Origin of the sequence: Pseudomonas sp. B14(2017) (assembly GCF_002113255.1) — a bacterium.
In the GTDB taxonomy this organism is placed as follows: domain Bacteria; phylum Pseudomonadota; class Gammaproteobacteria; order Pseudomonadales; family Pseudomonadaceae; genus Aquipseudomonas; species Aquipseudomonas putida_Z.
On the sequence record NZ_NEJY01000006.1, the window covers coordinates 229,664 to 255,750 of the forward strand.

At 65.3% G+C, this 26,087-nt stretch carries 5 protein-coding genes; 2 read left to right on the forward strand and 3 right to left on the reverse strand.

From position 1 onward, the window contains the following. Position 1: 1 nt before the first annotated feature. Positions 2–883 (reverse strand): DMT family transporter, encoded by an 882-nt coding sequence (locus CAG34_RS08415; RefSeq protein ID WP_085589179.1) that lies wholly within the window; start codon positions 881–883, stop codon positions 2–4. 639 nt (positions 884–1,522) lie between these two features. On the opposite strand from CAG34_RS08415, the gene CAG34_RS08430 reads away from it, so the two are divergent. After that, the gene (locus CAG34_RS08430; RefSeq protein WP_178080872.1) at positions 1,523–2,383 is read left to right on the forward strand and encodes a formylglycine-generating enzyme family protein; all 861 of its coding nucleotides are present in this window, start codon (positions 1,523–1,525) and stop codon (positions 2,381–2,383) included. Positions 2,384–2,509: 126 nt separating this feature from the next. Then, the gene (locus tag CAG34_RS08435; RefSeq protein ID WP_085589186.1) at positions 2,510–4,969 is read left to right on the forward strand and encodes a TonB-dependent receptor; all 2,460 of its coding nucleotides are present in this window, start codon (positions 2,510–2,512) and stop codon (positions 4,967–4,969) included. Between the two features lie 209 nt (positions 4,970–5,178). On the opposite strand, the gene CAG34_RS08445 is transcribed toward CAG34_RS08435, so the two are convergent. Then, a complete protein-coding gene (locus CAG34_RS08445; RefSeq protein ID WP_371858035.1) occupies positions 5,179–13,731 on the reverse strand; it encodes an amino acid adenylation domain-containing protein in 8,553 nt (2,850 codons plus the stop codon). Positions 13,732–13,759: 28 nt separating this feature from the next. Continuing rightward, a complete protein-coding gene (locus CAG34_RS08450) occupies positions 13,760–26,086 on the reverse strand; it encodes a non-ribosomal peptide synthetase (RefSeq protein WP_085589192.1) in 12,327 nt (4,108 codons plus the stop codon). Position 26,087 lies beyond the last annotated feature (1 nt).

Consider the following 26,087-nt stretch of genomic DNA (forward strand, 5'->3'; position numbering starts at 1 on the left):
CCTACGCCTCGGCCAGGCGCGCGGCGGGCTTGCGGAACACGAACAGCAAGCCCACCACGATCAGCCCCATGCCCAGCAGGCTGAGCGGCGCCAGGCGGTTGCCGAAGATCAGCAGGTCCATCACCGCGGTCACTGCCGGCACCAGGTAGAACAGGCTGGTGACATTGACCAGGTTACCCTTGGCGATCAGCCGGTACAGCAGCAGGGTCGCCAGCAGCGAGACCACCAGCCCCATCCACAGCAGCGCGCCGACGAAACCGCCAGTCCATTCCACATGCAGCGGCTGCAGCGGCGCGAACAATGCGCACATGGCAAAGCCGGCCAGGTACTGCAGCGGCAGCGTGCCCATGGGGTTGTCGGTGATGCGCTTCTGCAGGATCGAGCCGAAGGTCATGCTGGCCAGCGCCAGCAAGGCGAACAGCATCCCCGCCAGCGACACCCCGCCCAGGTTGATGCCCTGGTAGACCACCATGATCAGCCCGCCAAGCCCCAACCCCAGGCCGAACAAGCGGCTCCAGGTGCGCTGGCGCTCCATCAGCACCACGGTCAGGATTGGTTGTACCCCCATCACCGTGGCCATGATGCCGGGGGTGACATGGGTATCGAGCGCCAGCAGGTAAAAGATCTGGTAGGCGCCGAGCAGCACACAGCCGGTGCCCAGGGCCCGCAGGATGGCCCCGCGACTGCGCGGCCAGCGCAGCCCCAGTAACGGGCCGATCAGCAGCAGGCCGGCCAGGGCCAGCGCCGAGCGCAACAGCAGGAAGGCAAACGGGCTGGCATGCGCCAGGCCGAGCTTGGAGACGATCGCCCCGCTGCTCCACAGCAGGACGAACAGGCTGGTAGTGGCCGCCGAGGCCACGGATGCTTTGCTAAAGACAGACATGTATTGCCACCTGATATAAGGCGAATAAGCCAGACGGACGGCGTGCGCTTCAGCGTGGGAAGTCGCCGACCGTGTTCAGTAGGTTGCGTGTGCGAAGGGATGCGGCCAGAAGCCGATCAGCCCAGCACAACCACGCAAGGAGGCGGAGCTACGCCGCCTACGACGCCACTGACAGGTGGTGGTGGATAGTGACTGATCATCGCCGGCTGCTGGCAGCCACGCACGACCATGCCCGCGACTGGCGCGATGGCAAAGCTTGTGGTGGATGGGCTGGCTGGCATGAACAGGTCTTCGGGAAGAATGCAGTGGGCTGGACTATAGCCCGGTGCCAGGCAGCTGGCAACCTCCCCAAACTCAACTTTGCGCATATCACAGTGGGGCAGCTGTCCTGCTCAATCTCGAAGCTTCCGCGATCCCTGTGGGAGCGGGCGCGCCCGCGAACACCGGCGAAGCCGGTGCCATACACCGCGTCGCCTGCTTCGCGGGCATGCCCGCTCCCACAGGGGTTTACGCAACCTTCAAGTTTTGAGCAAGCCAGCCGCGACCATAGGGGCCGCGTCTCTATTGGTTAATTTCTCACCACCCCGATTCGTCTGAATGCGAAACGCAGCCCGCATTCACCCGTTTCGAGGACCACCGATGAACGTATCCGCCTGGCTCTACCGGCCAGCCCAGATCACCTGCCTGCTGCTGGTCAGCGCCTACGCCCATGCCGCCAAGCCCGGCGACGTGTTCAAAGACTGCAAGGACTGCCCCGAGATGGTCGTGCTGCCCGCCGGCAGCTACGTCATGGGGGCCCCCGACGACGAAGTCGGCCGCCAGCCCGACGAGGGCCCGCTGCACACCGTGACCTTCGCCAAGCCCTTCGCCATGAGCCGCTATCAGGTAACCGCCAGCGAGCTGGACGCCTACATCAAGGCCACCGGCACCGTCATCAAGAGCGGCGACGACCGCCCCGGCCGCTGGTGCGAAGCCAGCAAGCCCAGCTACAAGCAAGGCCCCCGCCAGCCGGCGGTGTGCGTCGACTACGACGAAGTGCAGGCCTACACCCGATGGCTGGCGAAAACCACCGGCAAGCCATACCGCATGGTCAGCGAAGCCGAACGCGAATATGCCGCCCGTGGCGGCTCCAGCGGCCCGTTCCCCTTCCCCTTCGACGAACCGGGCAAGTACGAGATCAGCAAGCACGCCAACACCTATGGCCCCAGGGACGGGCATACCTTCACCGCCCCGGTGGGCAGCTACCCGCCCAATGCCTTTGGCATGTACGACATGCACGGCAACGTCTACGAATGGGTCGCCGACTGCTACCACGACAGCTACGAAGGCGCCCCCACCGACGGCAGCGCCTGGATCCAGGACCCCAAGTGCATCCGCGCGCACATGCGCGGCAACGACTGGGGCGAGCCGCCGATCTTCTCCCGCTCGGCCAACCGCAACGACCGCCTCAAGACCACCCGCGGGGATTTCCTCGGCTTTCGCGTAGCACGCGAACTGTGAAGTTGTGACGCGGTTAACGCAGCACCGGCCAAAAAAATCGCCAATAAGAATCGTTCCGGTTTTTCACAGGTGCTGCGTCATATAGCTGACATAGAAAAAAACCCTCTGCCAACGAGACCGCAATAGATGTCCAAGTCCCTCCCCGGCCCGCTCAATCCGCTTGCCAAAGCATTACTGATCCGTCATTCCCTTCGTCCCCAGCGCGCGCTCACACGCATCGGCCTGGGCCTGGCGATATCCGCTGCGATGGTTGCCCAGGTGCAGGCACAGGAGTGGACCCTGGATATTCCTGCGCAGTCGATGAATTCGGCGTTGCAGGCACTGGCCAGGCAGACCGATACCCAGTTGCTGTACAGCCCGGAAGATATCGGTGGCCTGCGCTCCTCCGCACTCAAAGGGCGCCACGACCTCGCTTCGTCCCTGCGCATCCTGCTGGGCGGCAGCGGGCTGCGTTATCAGATCGACGGCAACACCGTGACGGTAACAGCGGGTTCAGCCGCAAAGGACGGCCAGGTCGAGCTTTCGGCGACCAACGTCAATAGCGTGGGCCTGGGGGCCACTACCGAAGGCACGGGTTCCTACACCACCGGCGTGACCAGCACGGCCACCCGCATGAACCTGTCGATACGCGAAACACCGCAAAGCATCAGCGTCATCACCCGCCAGCAAATGGACGACCAGCACCTGGCGACCATTACCGACGTGCTGAAGCAGAACCCGGGCATCACCATGTCCCAGGACGGTGGCGAGCGCTTTCATATCTATTCGCGCGGCTCGGAAATCAGCACCTACCAGCTCGATGGCGTGAACACCGCGCAGGACTACCTGACGCGCAACATGCCCAATACCCTGATGGACATGGCCATGTTCGACCGCATCGAGATCGTCCGCGGCGCCACTGGCCTGATGACCGGTGCGGGCGAGCCCAACGGTGTGGTCAACATGGTACGCAAGCGCCCCACGCGTGAATTCCAGTCGTATGTGCAGGCTGGTGTGGGCTCGTGGGACTACTATCGCACCGAGGCCGACGTGTCCGGCCCACTGATCGAAAGCGGCAAGCTGCGCGGCCGCCTGGTGGCCGCCAAGCAGAGCAACCAGAGCTACATGGACTGGTACAGCCAGGACCGTGACCTGGTCTACGGCGTGCTCGAAGCAGACCTGACCGATACCACCACCGTGCGCTTCGGCATGGACTACCAGACCTACGACGCCAATGGCGCGCCAGGTGTGCCGCTGTTCTTCAGCAATGGCCAGCCCACCAATTTCTCCCGCTCGACCAGTTCCGGGCCGCGCTGGATGTATGAAGACTACACCACCAAGAACTACTCCTTCGGCCTGGACCAGGAGCTTGGCAATGGTTGGCAGTTGAAGATGGCCGGCAACTACATGGATGTCGATCGCGACTCGCTGTCGGCGTTCTATCGCACCGGTGCCGGGGTATCTACCCTTGATCAAGCCAGCGGCAACGCCAAGTCCGACCTGCTGCAAGTCGATGCCCACCAGGTTCAGCGGGGCATGAACATCACGCTCCAGGGGCCTTTCGAGCTGTTTGGCCAGACCCACGAACTGGTTACCGGCTTCGACTACATGGATTACGAGAACAACCACTTCACCGGGACAGCTGGGGAAGCCACATTCAACTTCTACACCTGGGGCAACCGCATACCGCAACCTGGCAACTATTCGCCACTGCTGGACTACGACCTGACCATCCGCCAGACCGGCTACTTCATTGCCACCCGGCTCAACTTCACCGACGACCTGCACATGATTCTCGGTGCCCGTACCACCAATTACCGTTCGGACTCGAACCAGGTGGTATTGACCACTGGCAACGGCAACCCCACGCAACTGAAGGAGCACGGAGAGGTAACACCGTACGCCGGCCTGATCTACGACCTGACCGATGAGCAATCGGTGTACGCCAGCTACACCGATATCTTCAAGCCCCAGACCAGCCGCGACCGTACCGGCAAGGTGCTGGACCCTGTGATCGGGCAGAACTATGAAATGGGCTGGAAGGGTGAATTCTACGATGGTCGCCTGAACGCCAACGCGGCGATCTACCTCATCAAGCGCGACAACCTTGCAGAGGAAGACACCGGTTTCAGCGTACCGGGCGTGCCTAACTCCACCGCTTACCGCGCGGTCAGCGGCGCCGAAACCAAGGGCATTGATCTTGAACTGTCCGGCGAAGTGGCTCGCGGGCTGGAAGTTCATACCGGTTACAGCCACTCCCGCACGGAAGATGCCAATGGCACTCGCCTGACGCCTCAACTGCCGCTGGATACATTCCGCCTGTGGACTACCTACCGCCTGCCCGGCGAATGGGAGCGCCTGACTGTTGGTGGTGGGGTCAACTGGAACTCCAAGCAATCCCTGGCCACCCGCTACAACACGCGCATTACCCAGGAAGACTACGCCGTGGCCAGCCTGATGGCCCGCTACAAGATCAGCGAGCACCTGGCCGCCACGCTGAACGTGGACAACCTGTTCGACAAGAAATACTACGCAGGCCTGGCCGGCAACTATGGCCACTATGGCGCGCCGAGAAACGCGACGCTGAACCTGCGCTACGATTTCTGATCAGCAGAACGAAAAAAGGCGACCCTGGAGGTCGCCTTTTTCATGCCTGCCCGGTATTCGCGTCGGTAGGCGGTCCGTTGTAGGAGCGGCCTTGTGTCGCGAAAGGGCTGCAAGGCAGCCCCGGCAATTCCTGCATCACTGCTGAGCCCCCGGGGCCGCGTTGCGGCCCTTTCGCGACACAAGGCCGCTCCTACACAGAGTGAGCAGGTTTACTGGCTGATCGTATCTGCCAGCAACAGCCTGGCAATCATCCCCTCAAGGACATCCACCTGCTCAAGGATGTCATAGTGCCCGGCATCAACAGCAATGTCCTGGCAGCTACCCGAGATGCCACACGCGTGCGCACCCTCCCCCGCCCACCAGCAACTTGCCGCTGCCTCGGTAGACGGTAGCTGGCGCAACTGACGCGAAAGCGCCTTGAGTTTCATGGCCACGACAAAGGTCTGCGCCAGATCAGCGTTGCCGATTTCGGCATAGGCCGACTGTGCAGCCTGTGCGGTCCGTGCCGTTTCGATCACGCGCTCCAGGGCATCCTGAGTACTGCCGGCCGGCACGACCGGCAGCACCAGTGCATCGGCCGAAACCCCGAGAATCACCGCCAGGAAGCCACGCAGGTCGGCGCTCCAGTCACTTTCCTGCACGGCTTGCCTGGCCGAGGGCACGAAGCTGTCGACCAAGGCCAGCACCGCAACCCGCTGCCCCTGGCTTTCCAACTCCTTGGCCACCAACACCGCCAGGGTGCCGCCCAGCGACCAACCTGCCAGCTGATAAGGGCCTTCAGGTTGCTTCTGCCGAATGTACTGTGCGTAATCGATAGCCATCGTTTCCAGCGAATCATCCACCCAGGCGTGATCCAGCAGCATCCGGCATTGCAGGCCATAAACCGTGCAACGGCCTTCCAGCCGGCGCGCCAATGGCTCGTAATCGAACACCGTGCCAAACCCGGCATGCAGGCAGAACAGCGGCGTACTCGCGTTCACTCGGCTGTTCAGCAACAACAGCGGGTCCAGGCTGGCATCGTCGGGTGCATAACCCGACAACTCGGCGATGGTCGGCCGGGCAATCACATCACGCAGTTTCAGTTCGATAGGCAAATCCTCGCGGGCACGGACCTTGGACAGCATCTTCAGCACACGCAGCGAGTCACCACCCAGTTCGAAGAAGTTGTCATCGACACCGACCTGCTCGACTTGCAGCACTTCCTGCCAGATCGCTGCCAGCGCCTGCTCGATTGCATTACGCGGGGCAACCCATGCCCGGCCTGCGGCAAACTCGGGTGCAGGCAGGCCATTGCGGTCGATCTTGCCATTGGGGGTGAGCGGCAGCGCCGGCATCAGTACAAGCTGTGCCGGCACCATGTGATCCGGCAGGTCGGCGCGCAGGGCATCACGTAATTGCTCGGCGCGGGTATCGGCATTGTCCGTCACCACGTAGCCGATCAGTTGCTTGCCCGTGCTGATGTCACGCGCCACCACCACGGCATCGCGCACGCCAGCCAGGTTGCGCAGGCGTGCCTCGATTTCTCCCGGCTCGATGCGGAATCCGCGAATCTTCAGCTGGTTGTCCAGGCGCCCGAGGAAGTCGATGACACCATCGGCGCGGCGACGCACCCGGTCACCGGTGCGGTACAGGCGGCCCCCCGTGGCAAACGGGTCGGCCACGAAGCGCTCGGCCGTGAGAGCAGCCCGCTGGTGATAGCCACGCGCCACGCCCTCTCCGCCGATGTAAAGCTCACCGGCCACACCATCGGGCAGCGGGTTGAGGTGCTGGTCCAGCACGTGCAGCGTGCGCTCGCCCACGCGGTCGCCGATCGGCGCGTACACAGCCTCACAGGTTCGTTGCACCGGCACTTTCCACAGCAGAGGCGTAACCACGGTTTCCGTCGGCCCATAGCCGTTGGTCAACCAGCGCGGACGCAGCGTGCGCTTGACGTGCTCGAACAGGGCGTCCGGTACCGCATCGCCGCCAATGCAGTACACCCGCACCGCTGGCGCAGGCTGCTGCTGGCTGTCGGCGAATTCGGCCAACTGTTGCAGGTAGGCCGGCGGGAAGCAGGCGATGTCGATACGCTGGGCATGCAAGGTCTGCCAGGTTTCTTCTGCCGTCCACAGCCGGTTGTCACGCACCACCAGGCAACCACCCGAGGACAACGTCGACAGCCAGCGTTCCTGCGCCCCGTCGAAGGCGAACGACATGAACAGCAGCTCGCGGGTCTGCAGGTCCATCTCGTACAGCCCGGCGATGGCCTGGCAGTGCATGCGAATCTGGCCGTGGCTCACCGCCACACCTTTGGGCTTGCCGGTGGAACCAGACGTGTAGATCAGATAAGCCAGGTTATCCGCGCACGCGCGCTGTTCAGGTGCAGTAGCAGGCAGATGGTCCAGCGCTTGCTGGTCGAGCTCGACGCACCGCGCTACCTGGGTAAAGCGCTGGCGCAGGCCACTGCTGGTGACCAGCAGGTGCATTGCCGAGTCCTCGACGATCCACTGCAGGCGCTCTTGTGGGTAGTCGATATCCAGTGGCACATAAGCTGCGCCGGTCTTCATCACCGCCAGGAAGGCCACGATCACCTCCACCGACCGCTCCAGGGCAATGCCCACGCAGCTTTCCGGGCGCACGCCCTGCGCGATCAGGTGGTGGGCAAGGCGGTTGGCGCGCGCGTCCAGCTGGGCATAGGTCAACTGTTGGCCGCCGCAGACTACCGCCATGTCCTCGCCACGCTCACGGGCATGCCCGGCGATACGCTCGGCGAGCAGCGGCTGCTCGCGCCCAGGTGCCGCAAGCTGGTTGCGCAGGTCGGCGTGCCTTGCCTGCGCCGGCGTCAGCATGCCCAGGCTGCCCAGCGTGGCCTGGGGATTGTCCAGCATGGCGCTCAGCAGGCTTTCGAAACTACCGCGCAGGCACTCGACAGCGGCTACGGTAAAGCGGTTGCGCAAGTACAGGAACTCTACCGAAAAGGTTTCGCCCAATTGCACGGCCAGGTCCATGGCATAGTTGGTGACGTCGCGGTTACGGACTTCGCCAAAGCGTAACGTTCCGCCGCCGCCCTCGCGCAGGCGGTCGTCAACCGGGTAGTTCTCGAACACCACAATGCTGTCGAACAGCGCTTGCCCTGGCCGCCCGGCCCAGCGTTGCACATCGGCCAGCGCTGCATGCTCGTGGTCGCGCAACTCCAGGTTGTAGTGCTGCAGCTGGTGCAGCCAGTCGCTGACAATGTGCTGGGGTTGCGGCGCCTGCACCACCGGTAGCGTGTTGATGAACAGCCCCAGCATCTCGCCTGCACCGGCCAGGCTGCTGGGGCGCCCGGCCACTGTGGCGCCGAAGCACACGCTGGCCTGGCCGGTGTAGCGTTGCAGCAGCAACAGCCAGGTGGCCTGGACCAGGGTATTGGGCGTGACCCTCAGGCGCCGGGCCTGGTCACGCAGGTGTTGCGTGCGCTGCGCATCCCAATGCAGATACAGCGCATGGTGCCCGACAAGCTTGCCGTCCGCCTGCGGCGCAACACTGTCGGCCAACAGCGTCGGCCCCTCCAGGGCACGCAGCTTCTCGCTCCAGAACTGCTCCAGCTTGCCCATCGGCTGCTCGGCGAGCCAACGGATGTAGTCACCGAAGCGCCCCCCCGCATGGCTGGCAGGCCGGCCGTGATAAACCTGCAACACCTCGCCCAGCAACCGTGAATTGCTCCAGCCATCCATGAGGATGTGGTGGCGCGACCAGATCAGGTGCAGGCGTTGCTCATCCACTCGAACCAGCGTCAGCCGCATCAGGGGGGCACACGCCAGGTCGAAGCCTTCGGCAGCCTCCTCGGCTGCCAGCGCCTGCAAGGCGTCGCTGGTCACCTCACGCCCACGCCAGTCGAGCACGCGCAGCGGCAGGCTGGCCTGACGCTGCACCACCTGCAAGGGCTCCGCCCACCGGGCCGATGACAAGAAGACCGTGCGCAGGATGTCGTGGCTGGCGATCACCTGGTTCCAGGCCGCGACGAAGCGGTCGATGTCCAGGCCGTGCACATCGACCGCAGTCTGGTTGATGTACAGCGCGGCGTCGCTCTCCTGCAGGGTATGGAACAGCATGCCCTGTTGCATCGGCGACAGCGGGTAGATATCGGCAATCTGAGCAGCAGGTACCGGCAGGTCGTCCAGTTGCGCCTGGTTCAGACGGGCCAAGGGGAAGTCCGATGGCGTGAGGCCTTGGGTGTCATCCTGGCAGCAATGGTTGATCAAGGCCTTGAGTTCTTCTGCATAGGCATCGGCCAGTTGCTGGATGGTCGAGGTATCGAAGACTTCACGGCTGAACGTCCAGCCCAGTGTCAGCTCGCCGCCGTACACCTGGCCATTGAGCGCCAGCAGGCTGCTCAATGGCGCGTCCTCATCCTGGTTCAGCCCGGCATTCTCGCTGGCCGGTTTGAACAGGCTCGCGTGCTGGTCGAAGCTGCCATCGAACTGCCCCAGGTAGTTGAAGATGATCGCCCCCTGGGCCAGCGCCGCCAACGTCTGCCGAGCTTCACCAGCCCCCAGGTAACGCAGCACACCATAGCCCAGGCCCTTGTGGGGCACCGCGCGCAGTTGCTCCTTGATGGTCTTGATCGAGCTGGCCAGCTCGGGCTGAGGGCTGAGGTTGACCGGGTACATGCTGGTGAACCAACCCACCGTGCGGCTCAGGTCGATACCGTCGAACAGGTCTTCGCGGCCATGACCTTCCAGGCGCACCAGTACCTGCGGCTGCGCGGTCCAACGGCTGACCACACGGGCCAATGCCGTCAACAACAGGTCGTTGATCTGCGTGCGATAGGCTGCCGGTGCCTGCTGCAACAGCTTGCGGGTCCAGAGCGGGTCCAGGCGAGTGCTGACCGACGTAGCATGCTTCTGCCGGTTTTCGCCCTGGGGATGATCGCAAGGCAAAGCATCGCTGGCGCCTTGCAGTTGATCACGCCAGTAGTGCAGTTCATGTTGCAGTGCCTGGCTGCTGGCATAGGCCTGCAGCTGTTCGGCCCAGACCTTGAACGCGCTGGTCTTGGCCGGCAACTTCAGCGGCTGGCCGAGGGCAAGCGCCTGGTAGGCCTGTTGCAGGTCTTCCAGCAGGATCCGCCATGACACGCCATCGACCACCAGATGATGAATGACCAGCAGCAGCCGCTGGCTGCCGTCTGCCAGCGTTGCCAGCACGGCGCGCAACAGTGGCCCCTGAGCCAGGTTGAGGCTGCGCTGGGCCTGATCAGCCAAGCGTTGCAGCGCCTCTGCATCAACGCATTCGCGTACCCACAGCAGCTCGGTCGATACCGGCGCGCCGATCGCGGCCTGCCAGCGCCCGGCACTCTGCCAGACATTGAGCCGCAGCAGGTCGTGATGGGCATGCAGGTTGCCCAGCGCCATGCTCAACAGGTGCGCATCCAGTGCCTCACCAGGCTCGAGCAACACCGACTGGTTCCAGTGGTCACGTGCTACAAGCGCTTGCTCGAAGAACCAGTGCTGCACCGGAACAAGTGGCTGAGGCCCGGTGACCACGCCCTGCTCCAGCGCTTGTGCTTCGCTGCGCCGGGCAACCGAGGCCAGCCCCTGCACGTTCTGATGCTGCAGCAACTCCTTGGGGGTGAACTGGATATCCACCTGGCGTGCACGGCTGACCACCTGCAGCGAAATGATCGAATCGCCGCCCAGCTCGAAGAAGTTGTCGGTCAGGCCGACCTTCTCCAGCTTCAGCACATCCGCCCAGATCGCCGCGATCTGCTGTTCCAGATCGCTCCGCGGCGCGATGTACTCACCCTGCAACTGGCTGACATCCGGCTGCGGCAGAGCCTTGCGGTCCAGCTTGCCGTTAGGTGTCACCGGTAGCTTGCCGAGCAGCAGCAGGTGCGCCGGCACCATGTAGTCCGGCAAACCGGCCTTCAGCGCCTCACGCAGACTGTCGCGCAATGCGCCTTCGTCTTGCGTGCTGTCGGCAGGCACCACATAGCCCACCAGCTGCTTGCCGCTTGGCCCGTCCTGGGCCAGCACCACGGCTTCCTGCACACTCGGCAGCTCCAGCAGGCGCGCCTCGATCTCGCCCAGTTCGATGCGCAGGCCACGGATCTTCACCTGGTGGTCGATGCGCCCGGCGTAGTCGATCACCCCATCGGCGCGGTAGCGCGCCAGGTCGCCGGTGCGGTACAGGCGCCCGCCGGTGTCGCTGAACGGGTCCGGCACGAAGCGTTCGGCGGTCAGCGCCGGGCGTTGGTGGTAACCACGGGCCAGGCCGACGCCGCCGAGGTACAGCTCGCCAGCACTGCCGCGCACCGCCGGTTGCAGGCTGCCTTCAAGGATGTGGGTCTTGAGGTTGTCGATCGGCTGGCCGATCGGCACGCTGATGCTTTCGTCCGGCTGGCAGGTCCAGTGGGTCACGTCGATCGCCGCTTCGGTCGGGCCGTACAGGTTGTACAGGCCCGCCGCCGGCAGGCGTTGCAGGGTCTGGCGGGCCAGTTCGGCCGGCAACGCTTCACCGCTGCACACCACGCGCTTGAGGCTGACGCAGCTCTCGACCGCTTCGTGGGTCATGAACGCCTGCAGCATCGACGGCACGAAGTGCAGCGTGCTGATGCCGTAATGATTGATGGTTTCGACCAGCAACTGCGGGTCGCGGTGCGCGCCGGGCTGGGCCATGACCAGGCGCGCGCCGGTCATCAGCGGCCAGAAGAACTCCCACACCGACACGTCGAAGCTGAACGGGGTTTTCTGCAACACGCTGTCGCTGGCGTCCAGGCCGTAGGCCTTCTGCATCCAGCACAGGCGGTTGACCAGCGCCTGATGGCTGTTGCCAGCACCTTTCGGGCGACCGGTTGAGCCGGACGTGTAGATCACGTAGGCGAGGTTCAGCGGGGCCACATCGACATGCGGGTTGGCATCGCTGTAGCCATCGAAGTTCTCGGTATCCAGGTCCAGGCTGCGCAGGCCGGCCGGGATCGGCAGGGCTTCGTGCAGGTGCGACTGGGTCAGCAGCAAGGCGATGCCGCTGTCCTCGAACATGTAGCTCAGACGGTCCTGGGGATATTCCGGGTCCAGCGGCACATAGGCGCCGCCGGCCTTCACGATACCCAGCAAGCCGATGACCATCTCCAGGCTGCGCTCCATGGCGATGCCCACCAGCATGTCCGGGCCCACGCCCTGCTCGCGCAGCTTGTGCGCCAGCTGGTTGCTACGGCGGTTGAGCTCGGCATAGCTCAGGGTCTGCTCGCCAAAGGCCAGCGCCGGGGCATCCGGGGTGGCAATTACCTGGGCCTCGATCAGCTGGTGGATGCCGGTTTCGCCTGGGTAATCGGCTTGCGTGGCATTCCAGCCATGCACGATCTGCTGCCGCTCCCCGTCATCCAGCAATGGCAGCTCAGCCACTCGCTGGCCTGGGTTGGCGACGATGCCGTGTAGCAGGTTCAGCCAGTGTCGCGCCATCTGCTGTATGGTCGAGGCATCGAACAGGTCGGTTGCAAAGGTCAGCGTGGCGCTGATGCCTTGCTCATGTTCGAAGCTGTCCAGCGTGAGGTCGAACTGCGCCGCGTGCACGTTCCATTGCAGGCCCTCCACCTCCAGGCCGGGCAAGCTGCGGCGCTCGCCCTTGCCTCGGGTCTGGTGGTTGTACATCACCTGGAACAACGGGCTGTGGCTCAGGCTGCGTTCAGGCTGCAAGGCATCGACCAGCTGTTCGAATGGCAGGTCCTGATGCACCTGTGCGCCCAAGGCTCGTTGCCGCACTTGCGCCAACAGCTCGGTGAAGGTCAGTTGCGTGTCGAACTCGGCACGCATCACCTGGGTATTGACGAAAAAGCCGATCAGCCGCTCGGTCTCTACGCGGTTACGGTTGGCGATGGGCACGCCCACGCGCACATCGGCCTGCCCGGAGTAGCGGTGCAACAGTACCTGGAAACTCGCCAGCAGCAGCATGAAGGGTGTCGCCCCCTGGAGCTGCGCCAGCTGTTTGAGTGACAGGCTCAACGCTTCGCCCAGGTCAACGTCGATCCGCTCACCGCGGTAGCTTTGCAGCGCCGGGCGTGGCCTGTCGGTGGTCAGTTCCAGCACCGGGTGGTCGTCGCCCAGCTGCGCCATCCAGTACGCCAGCTGACGCTCACGCTCGCCAGCGTCCATCCAGGCACGCTGCCAGATCGCATAATCGGCGTACTGGATCGGCAGCTCGGCCAGCGCCACCTCCCGACCTTGGCTATAGCCCTCATAAAGCTGTACCAACTCATCGATGAGCAAGGGCATCGACCAGCCATCGGCGACGATATGGTGCAAGGTGAGCACCAGCACGTGCTCGCCCTGCGCCAGTTCCAGCAGTTTCACCCGCAGCAGCGGCCCATGGACCAGATCGAACGGCTTCTGGACCTCAAGCGCGACCTGCGCCTGCAAAACCTGCTCATCCACGGCCCCCAAGGCCTGGCGGGCCAGCTGGAAAGGCTGGTCCGGGTGGATGACCTGCATCAGCTGGCCATCTTCCTCGGCAATGGTCGTGCGCAAGGCTTCATGACGCTGGATCAGCGTCGCGAAGCTGCGCTGCAGGGCTGCCAGGTCGAGCTGCCCCCTGAACCTGAGTGCGGTCGGAATGTTGTAGGCCGAGCCGGTGGGCTCCAGCTGCCAGATAAACCACTGGCGTTGCTGGGCATAGGACAGCACAGGGCGTTCGACATCGTGCCTGGCCACCGGGATGGGCAGTTGCGCGAGCGTGACGCCCTTGGACGCCAGTTTTTCGAGAAACAGCTTCTGCTGCGCCAGGGGCAGACGGATAAAGCGATAAACCAGGTCTGCGTTTCTGTTGTCCGTGTGCATCTCAAACCGCCTCGAGCTCTGCCATGAAGTCCTGGAGCTCATCCAGGTCTCCGTCGTTTCGGGTACCGAGACTGCCGACCTCTTGTGCAAAGGCCTGCAGGTTCTCTGTCTGGAACAACAACGCGAGTGGCAGGTTCGTACCCAGTTCGATCTGCAGTCGTGCTACCGCCTGGGTTGCCAGCAAGGAGTGGCCCCCCAGCTCGAAGAAGTTGTCGGTAAGAGATACGTTTTCCAGGCCAAGAACTTCAGCCCATACCGCTGCGATCCGCCGCTCAAGCTCCGTTTCCGGCGCCACATGGGCCGCCCGGCGCAGGTTGCCGTCAGGCTGTGGCAGGGCCTTGCGGTCCAGTTTGCCGTTCGGTGTCAGTGGCAGGCGTTCCAACAGCAACAGGTGCGCGGGCACCATGTAGTCCGGCAGGCTGGCCTTCAGCCTGGCGCGCAGGGTGTCAAGCAGCGCCGCCCGGGCTTCCTCGCTGGCAACCGACGCTGCATCGGCTGGCACCACGTAGCCAAGCAGTTGCTTGCCGCCCGGCGCATCCAGCGCCAGTACCACGGCTTCGCGGACTGCGTCCTGTTGTTGCAGGCGCGCCTCGATCTCGCCGAGTTCGATACGGAAGCCGCGAATCTTCACCTGATGGTCGATACGCCCGACATATTCGATGACCCCGTCGGCGTCATAGCGCGCCAGGTCGCCGGTGCGATACAGGCGGCCACCCTGCCCACCGAACGGGTCGGGGATGAAGCGTTCGGCGGTAAGCCCAGGGCGCGCCAGGTAACCACGCGCCAGGCCCGCACCCGCCATGTACAGCTCCCCCACCACCCCTACCGGCAGCGGCGTTCCGGCCTCGCTCAACAGGTACACGGCACTGTTGGAAAGCGGCCGGCCGATATTGGCCTGGCCACCTTGGGTGCGCAGGGTGAAGGTCGAGTAGGTGGTATCCTCCGAAGGCCCGTACAGGTCGTATACCTTGAGCACATGGCCAGTGCCGTACAGCGCGTCGACCAGCCCCTGCTTGAGGGCCTCCCCCGCCAGGTTGATGATGCGCACACCGGACGGCAACTGGCCGGTTTCATGCAGCACCTTGATGGCCGACGGCACCGTGTTGACCAGGCGTACCTGGTCTTTGGCCGGCAGGTGCGGCAGCTCCAGGGCATTGGCCGCCAGTACCGCATAGCCACCCGAGCCCAGGGTCACGAACAGCTCCCAGACCGACAGGTCGAAACAGATCGATGTGGACGCCAACACGCCACACAGGTCCTGCTGGCTGTACACCGACTGCGCCCAGCCGATCATTGCCACGGCATTGCGATGCTCGATCTGGACGCCCTTGGGTTTGCCGGTGGAGCCTGAGGTGTAGATGCAGTACGCCAGGTTGTCCGGCGTGCTCACGCACACCGGGTCGGCCGCTTCGTAGCCGTCGAGCAGCAATTGGTCCACCAGCAGCGTGCGCGCCTGGAAGCTGGCCGGCACACGCTCCAGCAGGTGCGACTGCGACAGCAGCAGGATCGACTGGCTGTCTTCGAGCATGTACACCAGGCGGTCCTGCGGGTAGCCAGGGTCGAGCGGCACGTAGGCGCCGCCCGCCTTGAGAATGGCCATCAGCGCGACCACCATGTCCAGGCCACGCTCCATGGCGACACCTACCAGCACCTCCGGGCCCACGCCAGCCTCGCGCAGTTTGTGGGCAAGCTGGTTGGCCCGTACATTGAGCGCGGCATACGTGAGCGTCTGCTCGCCGTGGATAAGTGCCACTGCACCTGGCGCAGCAACCACCTGCGCCTCGAACAGCTGATGGATACAGCGGTCGGCCGGGTAACTGGCCGCCGTGCGGTTCCAGTCCTGCACGATACGCTGATGCTGTGCGGCATCGAGCAGCGGCAGGTCGCCGAGTGCAGCACACGGGTCACTCACCAGCGCGTCAAGCAGCGTACCGAAGTGATGGGCCAGTTGCTCGATCGCCTCGCTGCTCCAGTGCGCACGGTCATGCCGGTACTGGATAGCCAGGCTGTCGCCAAGGCTCACCAGCACGGTCAGCGGATAGTTGGTCTGCTCGCGCACCTGCACTGGGCCAAACTGCAAGCCACTCGGTGCACCCTGCCGAAGGGCCTCGGACACCGGGTAACTTTCGAACACCACCAGGCTGTCGAACAGGGCTTCACCGCCAAGCCCGGCCCAGCGCTGCACATCGTACAGCGGCGTATGTTCGTACTCACGCATGGCCAGGTTGCTGGCCTGCACCTGCCCGATCCATTGCGCGACGCTCTGTTCTCCTTGCGGTGTACCAACCACCGGCAGGGTGTTGATGAACAAGCCGATCTGCGCCTCCACGCCCGCCAGCTCCGCTGGCCGGCCGGCGACCGTGGCCCCGAAGCAGACCGACGACTGCCCGGTATAGCGCTGCAACAGCAACAGCCAGGTAGCCTGTACCAAGGTGTTGACGGTGACACGCTGGGCACGGGCAAAGGCTTCAACCCGCTCGGTACACCCTGCATCGAATGCCTGGTGATGAACGTGATGGCCCTGGCCATCAGGCTCACCATTGCGCACGGCCTGGGCCAGGCGCGTTGGCTCGTTGAAGCTGGCCATCTGGCCCTGCCAGAACCGCTCTGCCGCCGCCCCATCCTGGCGCTGCAACCAGGCGATGTAGTCACGGTAGCTGCCCGCCGCTGCCACCACAGGTTTACCGGCATGACGCTGCAACACCTCACCCAGCAACTGCGAGGTGCTCCAGCCATCCATCAGGATGTGATGGCAGGTGAAGATCAGGTGGTGACGTGCCTGCGCCGTACGCACCAGCACCAGGCGCAACAAGGGTGCCTCGACCAGGTCGAAGCCACGCTGCCGGTCGGCATCCGCCAGGCTGTCCAGCGCCCGCGCCAGCTCATCCTCGGCACGCCAGTCATATACGCTGAACGGCAGTGTCACCTGCTTGCGCACGACCTGCACCGCCTGGCCCAGGTCCCCCTGCCAGATGAAGCTGCTGCGCAGGATTTCGTGGGCCTGCAAGGCAGCATCCCAGGCCTGCCGGAAGGCTTGTACATCCAGGCCATCCACATCCACGCGCATCTGGTTGATGTAGTTGCCGCTGCCTTGCTCGTAGATGCTGTGGAACAGCATGCCCTGCTGCATCGGCGACAGCGGGTAGACGTCGGCGATCTGCGACACGGCAACCGGCAGCTGGTCGAGCTGCGCCTGGGTCAGGTCGGCCAACGGGAAGTCGGACGGGGTCAGGCCACGATGTCCACCCTCACAGCAATGCTCGATGATTTCAGCCAAGGCCTGCTGGTAAGCCTGGGCCAACTGCTCGATGGTTTCGCGGCGATGAATGTCCTGGCTGAAGGTCCACTCCAGGCGTAGCTCGCCGCCATATACCTGACCGTTGACGGTCAACAGGCTGGCCAACGGTGCTTCGGCATCCTGCCTGGCGCCATCGTTCTCCTTGGCGGGGGTGAACAGACCTGCTTCGCCATCGAAGCTGCCGTCGAACTGCCCGAGGTAGTTGAAGACGATCTGGCCTTCAGGCAATGCTGCAAGGGCCTCGCGGCTCGCGGCATCACCGAGGTAGCGCAGCACGCCATAGCCCAGGCCTTTGTCAGGCACGGCGCGCAGCTGTTCCTTGATGGTCTTGATCGAACTTGCCAGGTCTGCCTGCGGGCTCAACTTTACCGGGTACAGGCTGGTGAACCAGCCCACCGTACGCGTCAGGTCGATACCCGCGAACAGGTCTTCACGGCCATGCCCTTCCAGGCGCACCAGCACTTCGGGCTGGTCGCTCCAGCGGCCAACTGCTTGCGCCAGGGCCGTCAGCAGCAGGTCGTTGATCTGCGTGCGATAAGCCACCGAGCAATCCTGCAACAGCCGTCGGGTGCTTGCCACGTCGAGGCGCGTGCTGACCGAAGCCGCATGCTTCAGTTGCCGGCTGCCTTGCGGGTTGTCGCAGGGCAGCATTTCGCTGGCCCCTTGCAACTGCGCCTGCCAGTAGCCCAGTTGCTGTTGCAATGCGGGCGCGGCGGCATAGGTTTGCAAACGCTCGGCCCAGGCTTTGTACGAAGTGGTCTTGGCCGGAAGCTGCAGTGGCTGCCCGGCAGCCAGGGTCTGGTAGGCCTGCTGCAGGTCTTCCAGCAGCACACGCCACGACACACCGTCTACCGCCAGGTGATGGATGACCAAAAGCAGTCGCTGGCTACCGTCAGGCAGCGCAGCGAGCATGGCACGCATCAACGGCCCATGCTCGAGGTCAAGGCTGCGCTGGGCTTCACTGGCGGCTTGCTGCAACTGCTCGACGCTGGCGAAATCGCGATGCCACAGCAACTGGGAGTAGCCTGCATCGGCAAATTCAGCCTGCCAGCCCACCCCATGGCCGAACACGCGCAAACGCAGGGCATCGTGATGTTCGAGCAATGCCTGCAATGCCGCATCGAGCGTCGCCGGCTCCAGCGTTTCACCTGGCGTGAGCAGCACCGACTGGTTCCAGTGATGGCGCACGACAATGGGCTGCTCGAAGAACCAGTGCTGGATCGGCGTGAGCGGCGTCACGCCCGTTACCGCACCCTGATCGATCGATACATTGTCGCCGCGGTTGGCGAGCCGGGCCAGTGCCTGCACCGTCTGGGCCTCGAACAGGTCCTTGGGCGTGAACTGGATATCCACCTGGCGCGCACGGCTGACCACCTGCAGCGAAATGATCGAATCGCCGCCCAGCTCGAAGAAGTTGTCGGTCAGGCCGACCTTCTCCAGCTTCAGCACATCCGCCCAGATCGCCGCGATCTGCTGTTCCAGATCGCTCCGCGGGGCGACGTACTCGCCCTGCAACTGGCTGGCATCCGGCTGCGGCAGGGCCTTGCGGTCCAGCTTGCCGTTCGGCGTCACCGGCAGCTTGCCGAGCAGCAGCAGGTGCGCGGGCACCATGTAGTCCGGCAGGCCGGCCTTGAGCGCCTCGCGCAGGCTGTCGCGCAATGCGCCTTCGTCTTGCGTGCTGTCGACGGGCACCACATAGCCCACCAGCTGCTTGCCGCTTGGCCCGTCCTGGGCCAGCACCACGGCTTCCTGCACACTCGGCAGCTCCAGCAAGCGCGCCTCGATCTCGCCCAGTTCGATGCGCAGGCCGCGGATCTTCACCTGGTGGTCGATGCGCCCGGCATAGTCGATCACACCATCGGCGCGGTAGCGCGCCAGGTCGCCGGTGCGGTACAGGCGGCCGCCGTTGTCGCTGAACGGGTCCGGCACGAAGCGTTCGGCGGTCAGCGCCGGGCGCTGGTGGTAACCACGGGCCAGGCCGACACCACCGAGGTACAGCTCGCCAGCACTGCCGCGCACCGCCGGTTGCAGGCTGCCTTCGAGGATGTGGGTCTTGAGGTTGTCGATCGGCTGGCCGATCGGCACGCTGATGTTTTCGTCCGGCTGGCAGGTCCAGTGGGTCACGTCGATCGCCGCTTCGGTCGGGCCGTACAGGTTGTACAGGCCCGCCGCCGGCAGGCGTTGCAGGGTCTGGCGGGCCAGTTCGGCCGGCAACGCCTCACCGCTGCACACCACGCGCTTGAGGCTGATGCAGCTTTCGACTGCTTCGTGGGTCATGAACGCCTGCAGCATCGACGGCACGAAGTGCAGCGTACTGATGCCGTGGTGGTTGATGGCTTCGACCAGCAGCTGCGGGTCGCGGTGCGCGCCCGGCTGGGCCACGACCAAGCGCGCGCCGGTCATCAGCGGCCAGAAGAACTCCCACACCGACACGTCGAAGCTGAACGGGGTTTTCTGCAGCACGCTGTCGCCGGCGTCCAGCCCGTAGGCTTTCTGCATCCACCACAGGCGGTTGACCAGCGCCTGATGGCTGTTGCCAGCGCCTTTCGGGCGACCGGTGGAGCCGGAGGTGTAGATCACGTAGGCGAGGTTCAGCGGGGCCACGTCGATGTTCGGGTTGGCATCGCTGTAGCCGTCGAAGTTCTCGGTATCCAGGTCCAGGCTGCGCAGGCCGGCCGGGATCGGCAAGGCTTCGTGCAGGTGCGACTGGGTCAGCAGCAAGGCGATGCCGCTGTCCTCGAACATGTAGCTCAGGCGGTCCTGGGGATATTCCGGGTCCAGCGGCACATAAGCGCCACCGGCCTTCACGATACCCAGCAGGCCGACGACCATCTCCAGGCTGCGCTCCATGGCGATGCCCACCAGCACGTCCGGGCCCACGCCCTGCTCGCGCAGCTTGTGCGCCAGCTGGTTGCTACGGCGGTTGAGCTCGGCATAGCTCAGGCTCTGCTCGCCAAAGGCCAGCGCCGGGGCATCCGGGGTGGCGAACACCTGGGCCTCAATCAGCTGGTGGATGCTGCGCTCGTCCGGGTACGTCGCCTGGGTTTCGTTCCAGCCTTCGACCATCTGTTTCTGTTCTGGCAAGCCCAGCATGGGCAGCTCGCCAATCACCGCGTCAGCATTCTCCGCCAGCGCCTGCAGCAGGTTGGCAAAGTAGCCAGCCAGGCGGCCAATGCTCTCGTCGCTCCACAGCGCACGGTCATGGCTGTACTGCATCGACAGCGTGGTGCCCAGTTCCACCACCAGGGTCAGCGGGTAGTTGGTCTGCTCCTGCACGGCCACATCGCCGAAGCGCAGGCCACCGGGCGCGCCCTGTTGCAGCGCCTCGGCCACCGGGTAGTTCTCGAACACCAGGATGCTGTCGAACAAGGCGTCACCGCCCTGCCCCGCCCAGCGCTGCACATCGTACAGCGGGGTGTGCTCGAACTCGCGCACGGCCAGGTTGCCGGCCTGCACCTGGCCGATCCACTCGGCCACGGTCTGCTCGGCACGCGGGGCGCCGATCACCGGCAAGGTGTTGATGAACAGGCCGATCTGTTCCTCTACCCCCGGCAGGTCTGCCGGGCGACCGGCGACCGTGGCGCCGAAGCACACGCTGGCCTGGCCGGTGCAGCGTTGCAACAACAGCAGCCAGGCTGATTGCACCAAGGTGTTGACCGTGACCCGGTTGGCCCGGGCGAAGGCTTCGATGCGCGCGGTCTGCTCAGGGTCGAAGGCCAGGCGGTGGTCGCCATGACCGCTACCGCTTGCGCCTGCACTGCCGGCGATGGCCTGGGCCAGGCGGGTCGGCTCGTCCAGGGCCGCAAGCTGGGCTTTCCAGAAGGCTTCGGCAACGGCCGCGTCCTGGCCCTGCAGCCAGGCGATGTAGTCGCGGTAGTGCGTAGCCTGTGCCTGCGGCGCCAGGCCGGCATAGCGCTGCAGCACTTCGCCCAACAGGCGCGAGGTGCTCCAGCCGTCCATGAGGATGTGGTGGTTGGTGTAGATCAGGTGGTGGCGGGTATCGCCCGTGCGTACCAGTACCAGGCGCAGCAGCGGCGCGGCAGCAAGGTCGAAGCCGCGCTGGCGCTCACCCTCGGCCAGGGCCTGCAATGCCTGCTCCAGCGCCGGCTGGCCACGCCAGTCATGCTCGCTGCACGGCAATTCGACGGCCTTGCGTACCACCTGTACAGCCTGGTCCAGTTCGCCTTGCAAGATGAAACCGCTGCGCAGGATGTCGTGGGCATCGAGCGTGGCCTGCCAGGCCTGGCGGAACCGCTGCACATCCAGCCCATCCACATCCACGCGCAGCTGGTTGATGTAGTTGCCGGCCTGCTGGTCGTAAAGGGTGTGGAACAACATGCCCTGCTGCATGGGTGACAGCGGGTATACATCGGCGATCTGCCCGAGCTCCAGCGGCAGGCTGTCCAGTTGTGCCTGGGTCAGCGCGGCCAGCGGGAAGTCCGACGGCGTCACGCCCTGGTGCCGCGCATCGCAGCAGTGCTCGACCAGCTCTGCCAAGGCCTGCCCGTAGGCCTGGGCCAGCTTCTCGATGGTGGCCGGGTGATGAACGTCGGCGCTGTAGGTCCACTCCAGGAACAGCTCGCCGCCGTACACCTGGCCGGTGATGCTCAGCCAGTTGCCCAGTTGTGCGCCGGCACATTGGGTACGGCCTGCGCTTTCCCCGCTTGGGGTGAACAGGGCGCCGGCCTCGGCATCGAAGCTGGCATCGAACTGGCCCAGGTAGTTGAAGGTGACACGGGCCTGGGCGGCACGCTCGAGCCGGTCACGCACTTCAGCATCGCCGAAGTAACGCAGCAAGCCGTAGCCGAGACCTTTGTCCGGCACGCCGCGCAGTTGCTCCTTGATCGCCTTGATCGACTGGCCAAGGTCCTGGCCGGGTGTGAGGCGCACCGGGAACAGGCTGGTGAACCAGCCCACGGTGCGGCTGAGGTCGAGGTCGTCGAACAGGTCTTCGCGGCCATGGCCCTCCAGCAGTACCTGCACGTTGTCCTGTGCGCTCCACTGGCACAGGGTGCGCGCCAGCGCGGTCAGCAGCAGGTCGTTGATCTGCGTGCGGTAGGCCGCCGGGGCCTGTTTCAGCAGCTTGGCGGTGCGCTCGGCATCCAGCCGTGTGGCGGCGGTACGGGCATGGGTGTTGGCCAGGCTGCCCTGCGGGTTGTCACGCGGCAGTTCGGCGTGGTCGCCGCCCTGCGCCTGCAACCAGTAGTCGTGCTGTGCTTGCAATGCGGGGCTGCCGGCATGGCTGGCCAGGCGCTCGGCCCAGGTCTTCACCGAGGTGGTCTTGGCGGGCAGGCTCACGGCCTGACCGTTCAGCAATTGCCGGTAGGCCGCTTGCAGGTCTTCCAGCAACACCCGCCACGACACACCGTCGACCACCAGGTGATGGACCACCAGCAGCAGGCGCTGCTGGCCATCGGCGAAATCGAACAGTTCGGCACGCAGCAGCGGCCCGTGCTCCAGGTTCAGGCTGGCCTGTACCTGGTTGCCGGCGGCGTCCAGCTCACTCAGTGCGGCCAGGTTGTGCTGGCGCAGCAGTGGTGCATTGACCAACGGCTGGAAGCGCGCCTGCCACTGGCTTTCGCCACGGCTGAAGCGCAGGCGCAGGGCATCGTGCTGCTCGACCACGGCGCGCAGGGCTGCCTCCAGGTGTTGCACCTGCACCGGGCTGGCAGGCTTGAGCAGCACCGACTGGTTCCAATGCGCCGGCTGGGCGATCTCCATCTCGAAGAAACGCGCCTGGGCCGGCAGCAACGCCACCTCGCCGCTGGTGGCGGTGTCCACGGCTGCGGCCGCAACCGCTTGCTTGGCCTCGATGCGCTTGGCTACCTGGGCCAGCTGGGCGATGGTCTGTTGTTCGAACAACTGCTTGGGGGTGATCCTGATGCCCTGGCGCTTGGCCCGGGCGATGATCTGCAGGCTGAGGATCGAGTCGCCGCCCAGTTCGAAGAAGTTGTCGGTGCTGCCGACCTGCTCCAGCTTGAGCACATCGGCCCACACTGCGGCCAGCGTCTCCTCGATATCGCCTTGCGGCGCCACATAGCCACGGCTAACCGCGCCTGGTGCCGGCAAGGCACGCTTGTCGAGCTTGCCGTTGGCGGTCAGTGGCAGGCGCTCCAGCAGCAGTATCTGCGCCGGCACCATGTAGTCCGGCAGGCGTGCCTGCAATTGCGCCTGCAGTTGCTGCACGGTCACGCCTGCGTCTGCCACCCCATAGGCCACCAGCTGCAAGCGCTCGGTATCGCCCTCCAGTGGCAAGGCCAGTACCACGGCCTCGCTGACACCGGGCAGGCCGGCCAGCACCCGGCCGACTTCACCTGGCTCCACGCGATAGCCACGGATCTTCACCTGGTCGTCGGCACGGCCGATGAACTCGACCAGGCCATCGGCAGTCAGCCGCGCGCGATCACCGGTGCGGTACAAGCGGGCACCACCCTCGGTCGGCACGAAGCGTTCGGCGGTCAACGCTGGCTGGCCCAGGTAGCCCTGGGCGACGCCTTGCCCGCCCAGGTAAAGCTCACCGGGCACCTGCGCCGCCAACGGGTTGAGGTAGCCATCCAGCACCTGGGCGCAGGCGTTGCCCAGCGGGCGCCCGACCGGCACCGTTCGGCAACCTGGCAGCGGCTGCCCCGGCTCGAAGGTGAGCACGCCGACAGTGGTTTCGGTCGGGCCGTAATGGTTGATGACCCGGCAGGCCGGGCGCAGTTCGCGGATTTTTTCCAACAGGCCCCAGCTGCATGCCTCACCACCCAGGATCAATGCCTCGGCGGGCAGCACATCGGCGGCGCGGGCCGCTTGCAGCAAGCCTTGCAGGTGGCTCGGCACCAGCTTGAGCACGCCGACCTGGTGCTGCGCCATGTAGCTGGCGAAGCCATCCGGGTCGAACGCAAGTTCCTGTGGCAGCAGGTGCAGCAGGCGGCCCGAGGCCAAGGCACCGAACAGCACGGTGTGGCCCAGGTCGGCCGCGGTGGTGGACACCATCGCCATGCTCGCTGCGGCCGGCAGTTGCAGGCGCTCCAGCACCGCCTGGGTGTAACTGGCCAGCGCCCCGTGGCTGACCACCACGCCTTTCGGCTGGCCGGTCGAGCCCGAGGTGTAGATCAGATAGGCCGGTTGTTCGGCGGCGATGGCCACCTCGACCGGGCTGTCGCTGCAGGTTGCCCAGGCGGTGTGATCGCAGGCAATCAGCTGCACGCCGTCCAGGCCGGCGAAGCGCCGGTCGCCCGGCTCATGCAGCAGTACGGCGGCGCCACTGTCGACAATCAGTTGTTGCAGGCGCTCCTGCGGCTGCTGGGTATCCAGCGGCAGGTAGGCGGCGCCGGTCTTGAGCACCGCGAGCAAGGCGCCGACCCACTCGATGGAGCGCGGCAGGCACAGGGCGACGATGCTGCCGGCACCGACGCCATGCTGACGCAGGTAGTCGGCCAGGCGGTTGGACGCCGCCTCCAGCCCGGCCTGGGTCATGAACCGGTCACCGGCACGCACACCGCCGTGGGCCTGGCCTTGCGCCATTGCCTGGCGCCACAAAGCGAGGAAGTTGCCGTGCGGGTAGGCCTGCGTGGCCGCCGGCAGCAGCGTCGCCACTTGCGGGCTGTCGACGATCGCCTGCTGCGGGTCACGGATCAGAGCATCCAGCACCTGGCGCAGCGAAGCGGCCATGCGTTCGATGGTGGCCTGCTCGAACAGGTCGGTGGCGTAGGTGAAGTAGCCTTCGATGCCGTCGGCCTTGTCGGAGAAGTCGAACGCCAGGTCGAAGCGGGCATCGCCGCCGTCACGGGCAAAGCCTTCCACCTCCAGCGCGCCCAGGCGCTTGCGCCCTGCATCGCTGGCGGCCACGTGCTGGTTGATCTTGAACTGGAACAGCGGGTTGTGGGCCAGGTTGCGCTCGGGCAGCAAGGCATCGACCAGGTGCTCGAACGGCAGTTCCTGGTGCGACTGGGCGCCGCCGATCACGTCTTTTACCTGCTCCAGCAGCGCGGCGAAGGTGGCGCGCTCGTCCACCTGCACGCGCAGCACCTGGGTGTTGATGAAGAAGCCGATCAGGCCTTCCAGCTCCTTGCGGTTGCGCCCGGCGTTCGGGGCGCCGATGCGGATGTCGGCCTGGCCGCTGTAGCGCGACAGCACCACCGCCATGGCCGCCAGTACCAGCACGAACAATGTGTGGCCACCCTTGCGCGCCTGGCTGCGCAGGGCCTCGGCCTGTTCGGCGCCGATGTCCACGCGCACCACCGCGCCACGCTGGCTGGGCGTGGCCGGGCGCTCGAAGTCCAGCGGCAGGCTCAGCACCGGCTGCTCGTCGCCCAACTGGGCCTGCCAGTAGGCCAGCTGGCGCTGCGCTTCACCGGCCTCGAGCCAGGCGCGCTGCCAGATGGCGTAGTCGGCGTACTGGATCGGCAAGGCCGGCAACTCGGCCTGCCGGCCTTCGGCCAGGGCGCTGTACAGCTGGATGAATTCCTGCACCAGCACATCGCTGGACCAGCCGTCGGAGATGATGTGGTGCATGCTCAGCGCCAGCACGTGGTGATCGGCGGCCACGCGCAGCAGGGTCACCCGCAGCAGCGGGCCGGCCAGCAGGTCGAAGGGCTGCTTGAGGGCGGCGTCCACGGCCACGCTCAGCGCTGCCTCGTCGGCGGCACCGTCGAACATCACCCGTTCCAGCGCCAGCGGGCAGTGCTCGAGGATTTCCTGGTAGAACTCGCCCTCCTCCGAGGCGAAGCGCGTGCGCAGCGATTCGTGGCGTTGCACCAGCGCATCCAGCGCCTGCTGCAGCACCGCCTGGTCCAGCGCGCCCTTCAGGCGTACCGCCATCGGCACGTTGTAGGCCGGGCTGTCGGGCTCCAGCTGCCAGAGAAACAGCAGGCGTTGCTGGGCGTACGACAGCGGAATGCGCGCCAGGCCCTGGCGCGCGGGCACGATGGGCAGCAGGCGGAAGCTCTGCCCGGTGGCCTGCATCTTTGCCAGGATCTGCTGGCGTTGCTCCACGGGGAGGCCAACGAAACGTTGGGCGATGCGTTGTGCGGCAGTGAGTTCCATG

What these genes read in the sequence shown, in the direction of transcription:
- CAG34_RS08415 (WP_085589179.1), bottom strand. Translation starts at nt 883, where the DNA reads ATGTCTGTCTTTAGCAAAGCATCCGTGGCCTCGGCGGCCACTACCAGC.
- CAG34_RS08430 (WP_178080872.1), top strand. Translation starts at nt 1,523, where the DNA reads ATGAACGTATCCGCCTGGCTCTACCGGCCAGCCCAGATCACCTGCCTG.
- CAG34_RS08435 (WP_085589186.1), top strand. Translation starts at nt 2,510, where the DNA reads ATGTCCAAGTCCCTCCCCGGCCCGCTCAATCCGCTTGCCAAAGCATTA.
- CAG34_RS08450 (WP_085589192.1), bottom strand. Translation starts at nt 26,086, where the DNA reads ATGGAACTCACTGCCGCACAACGCATCGCCCAACGTTTCGTTGGCCTC.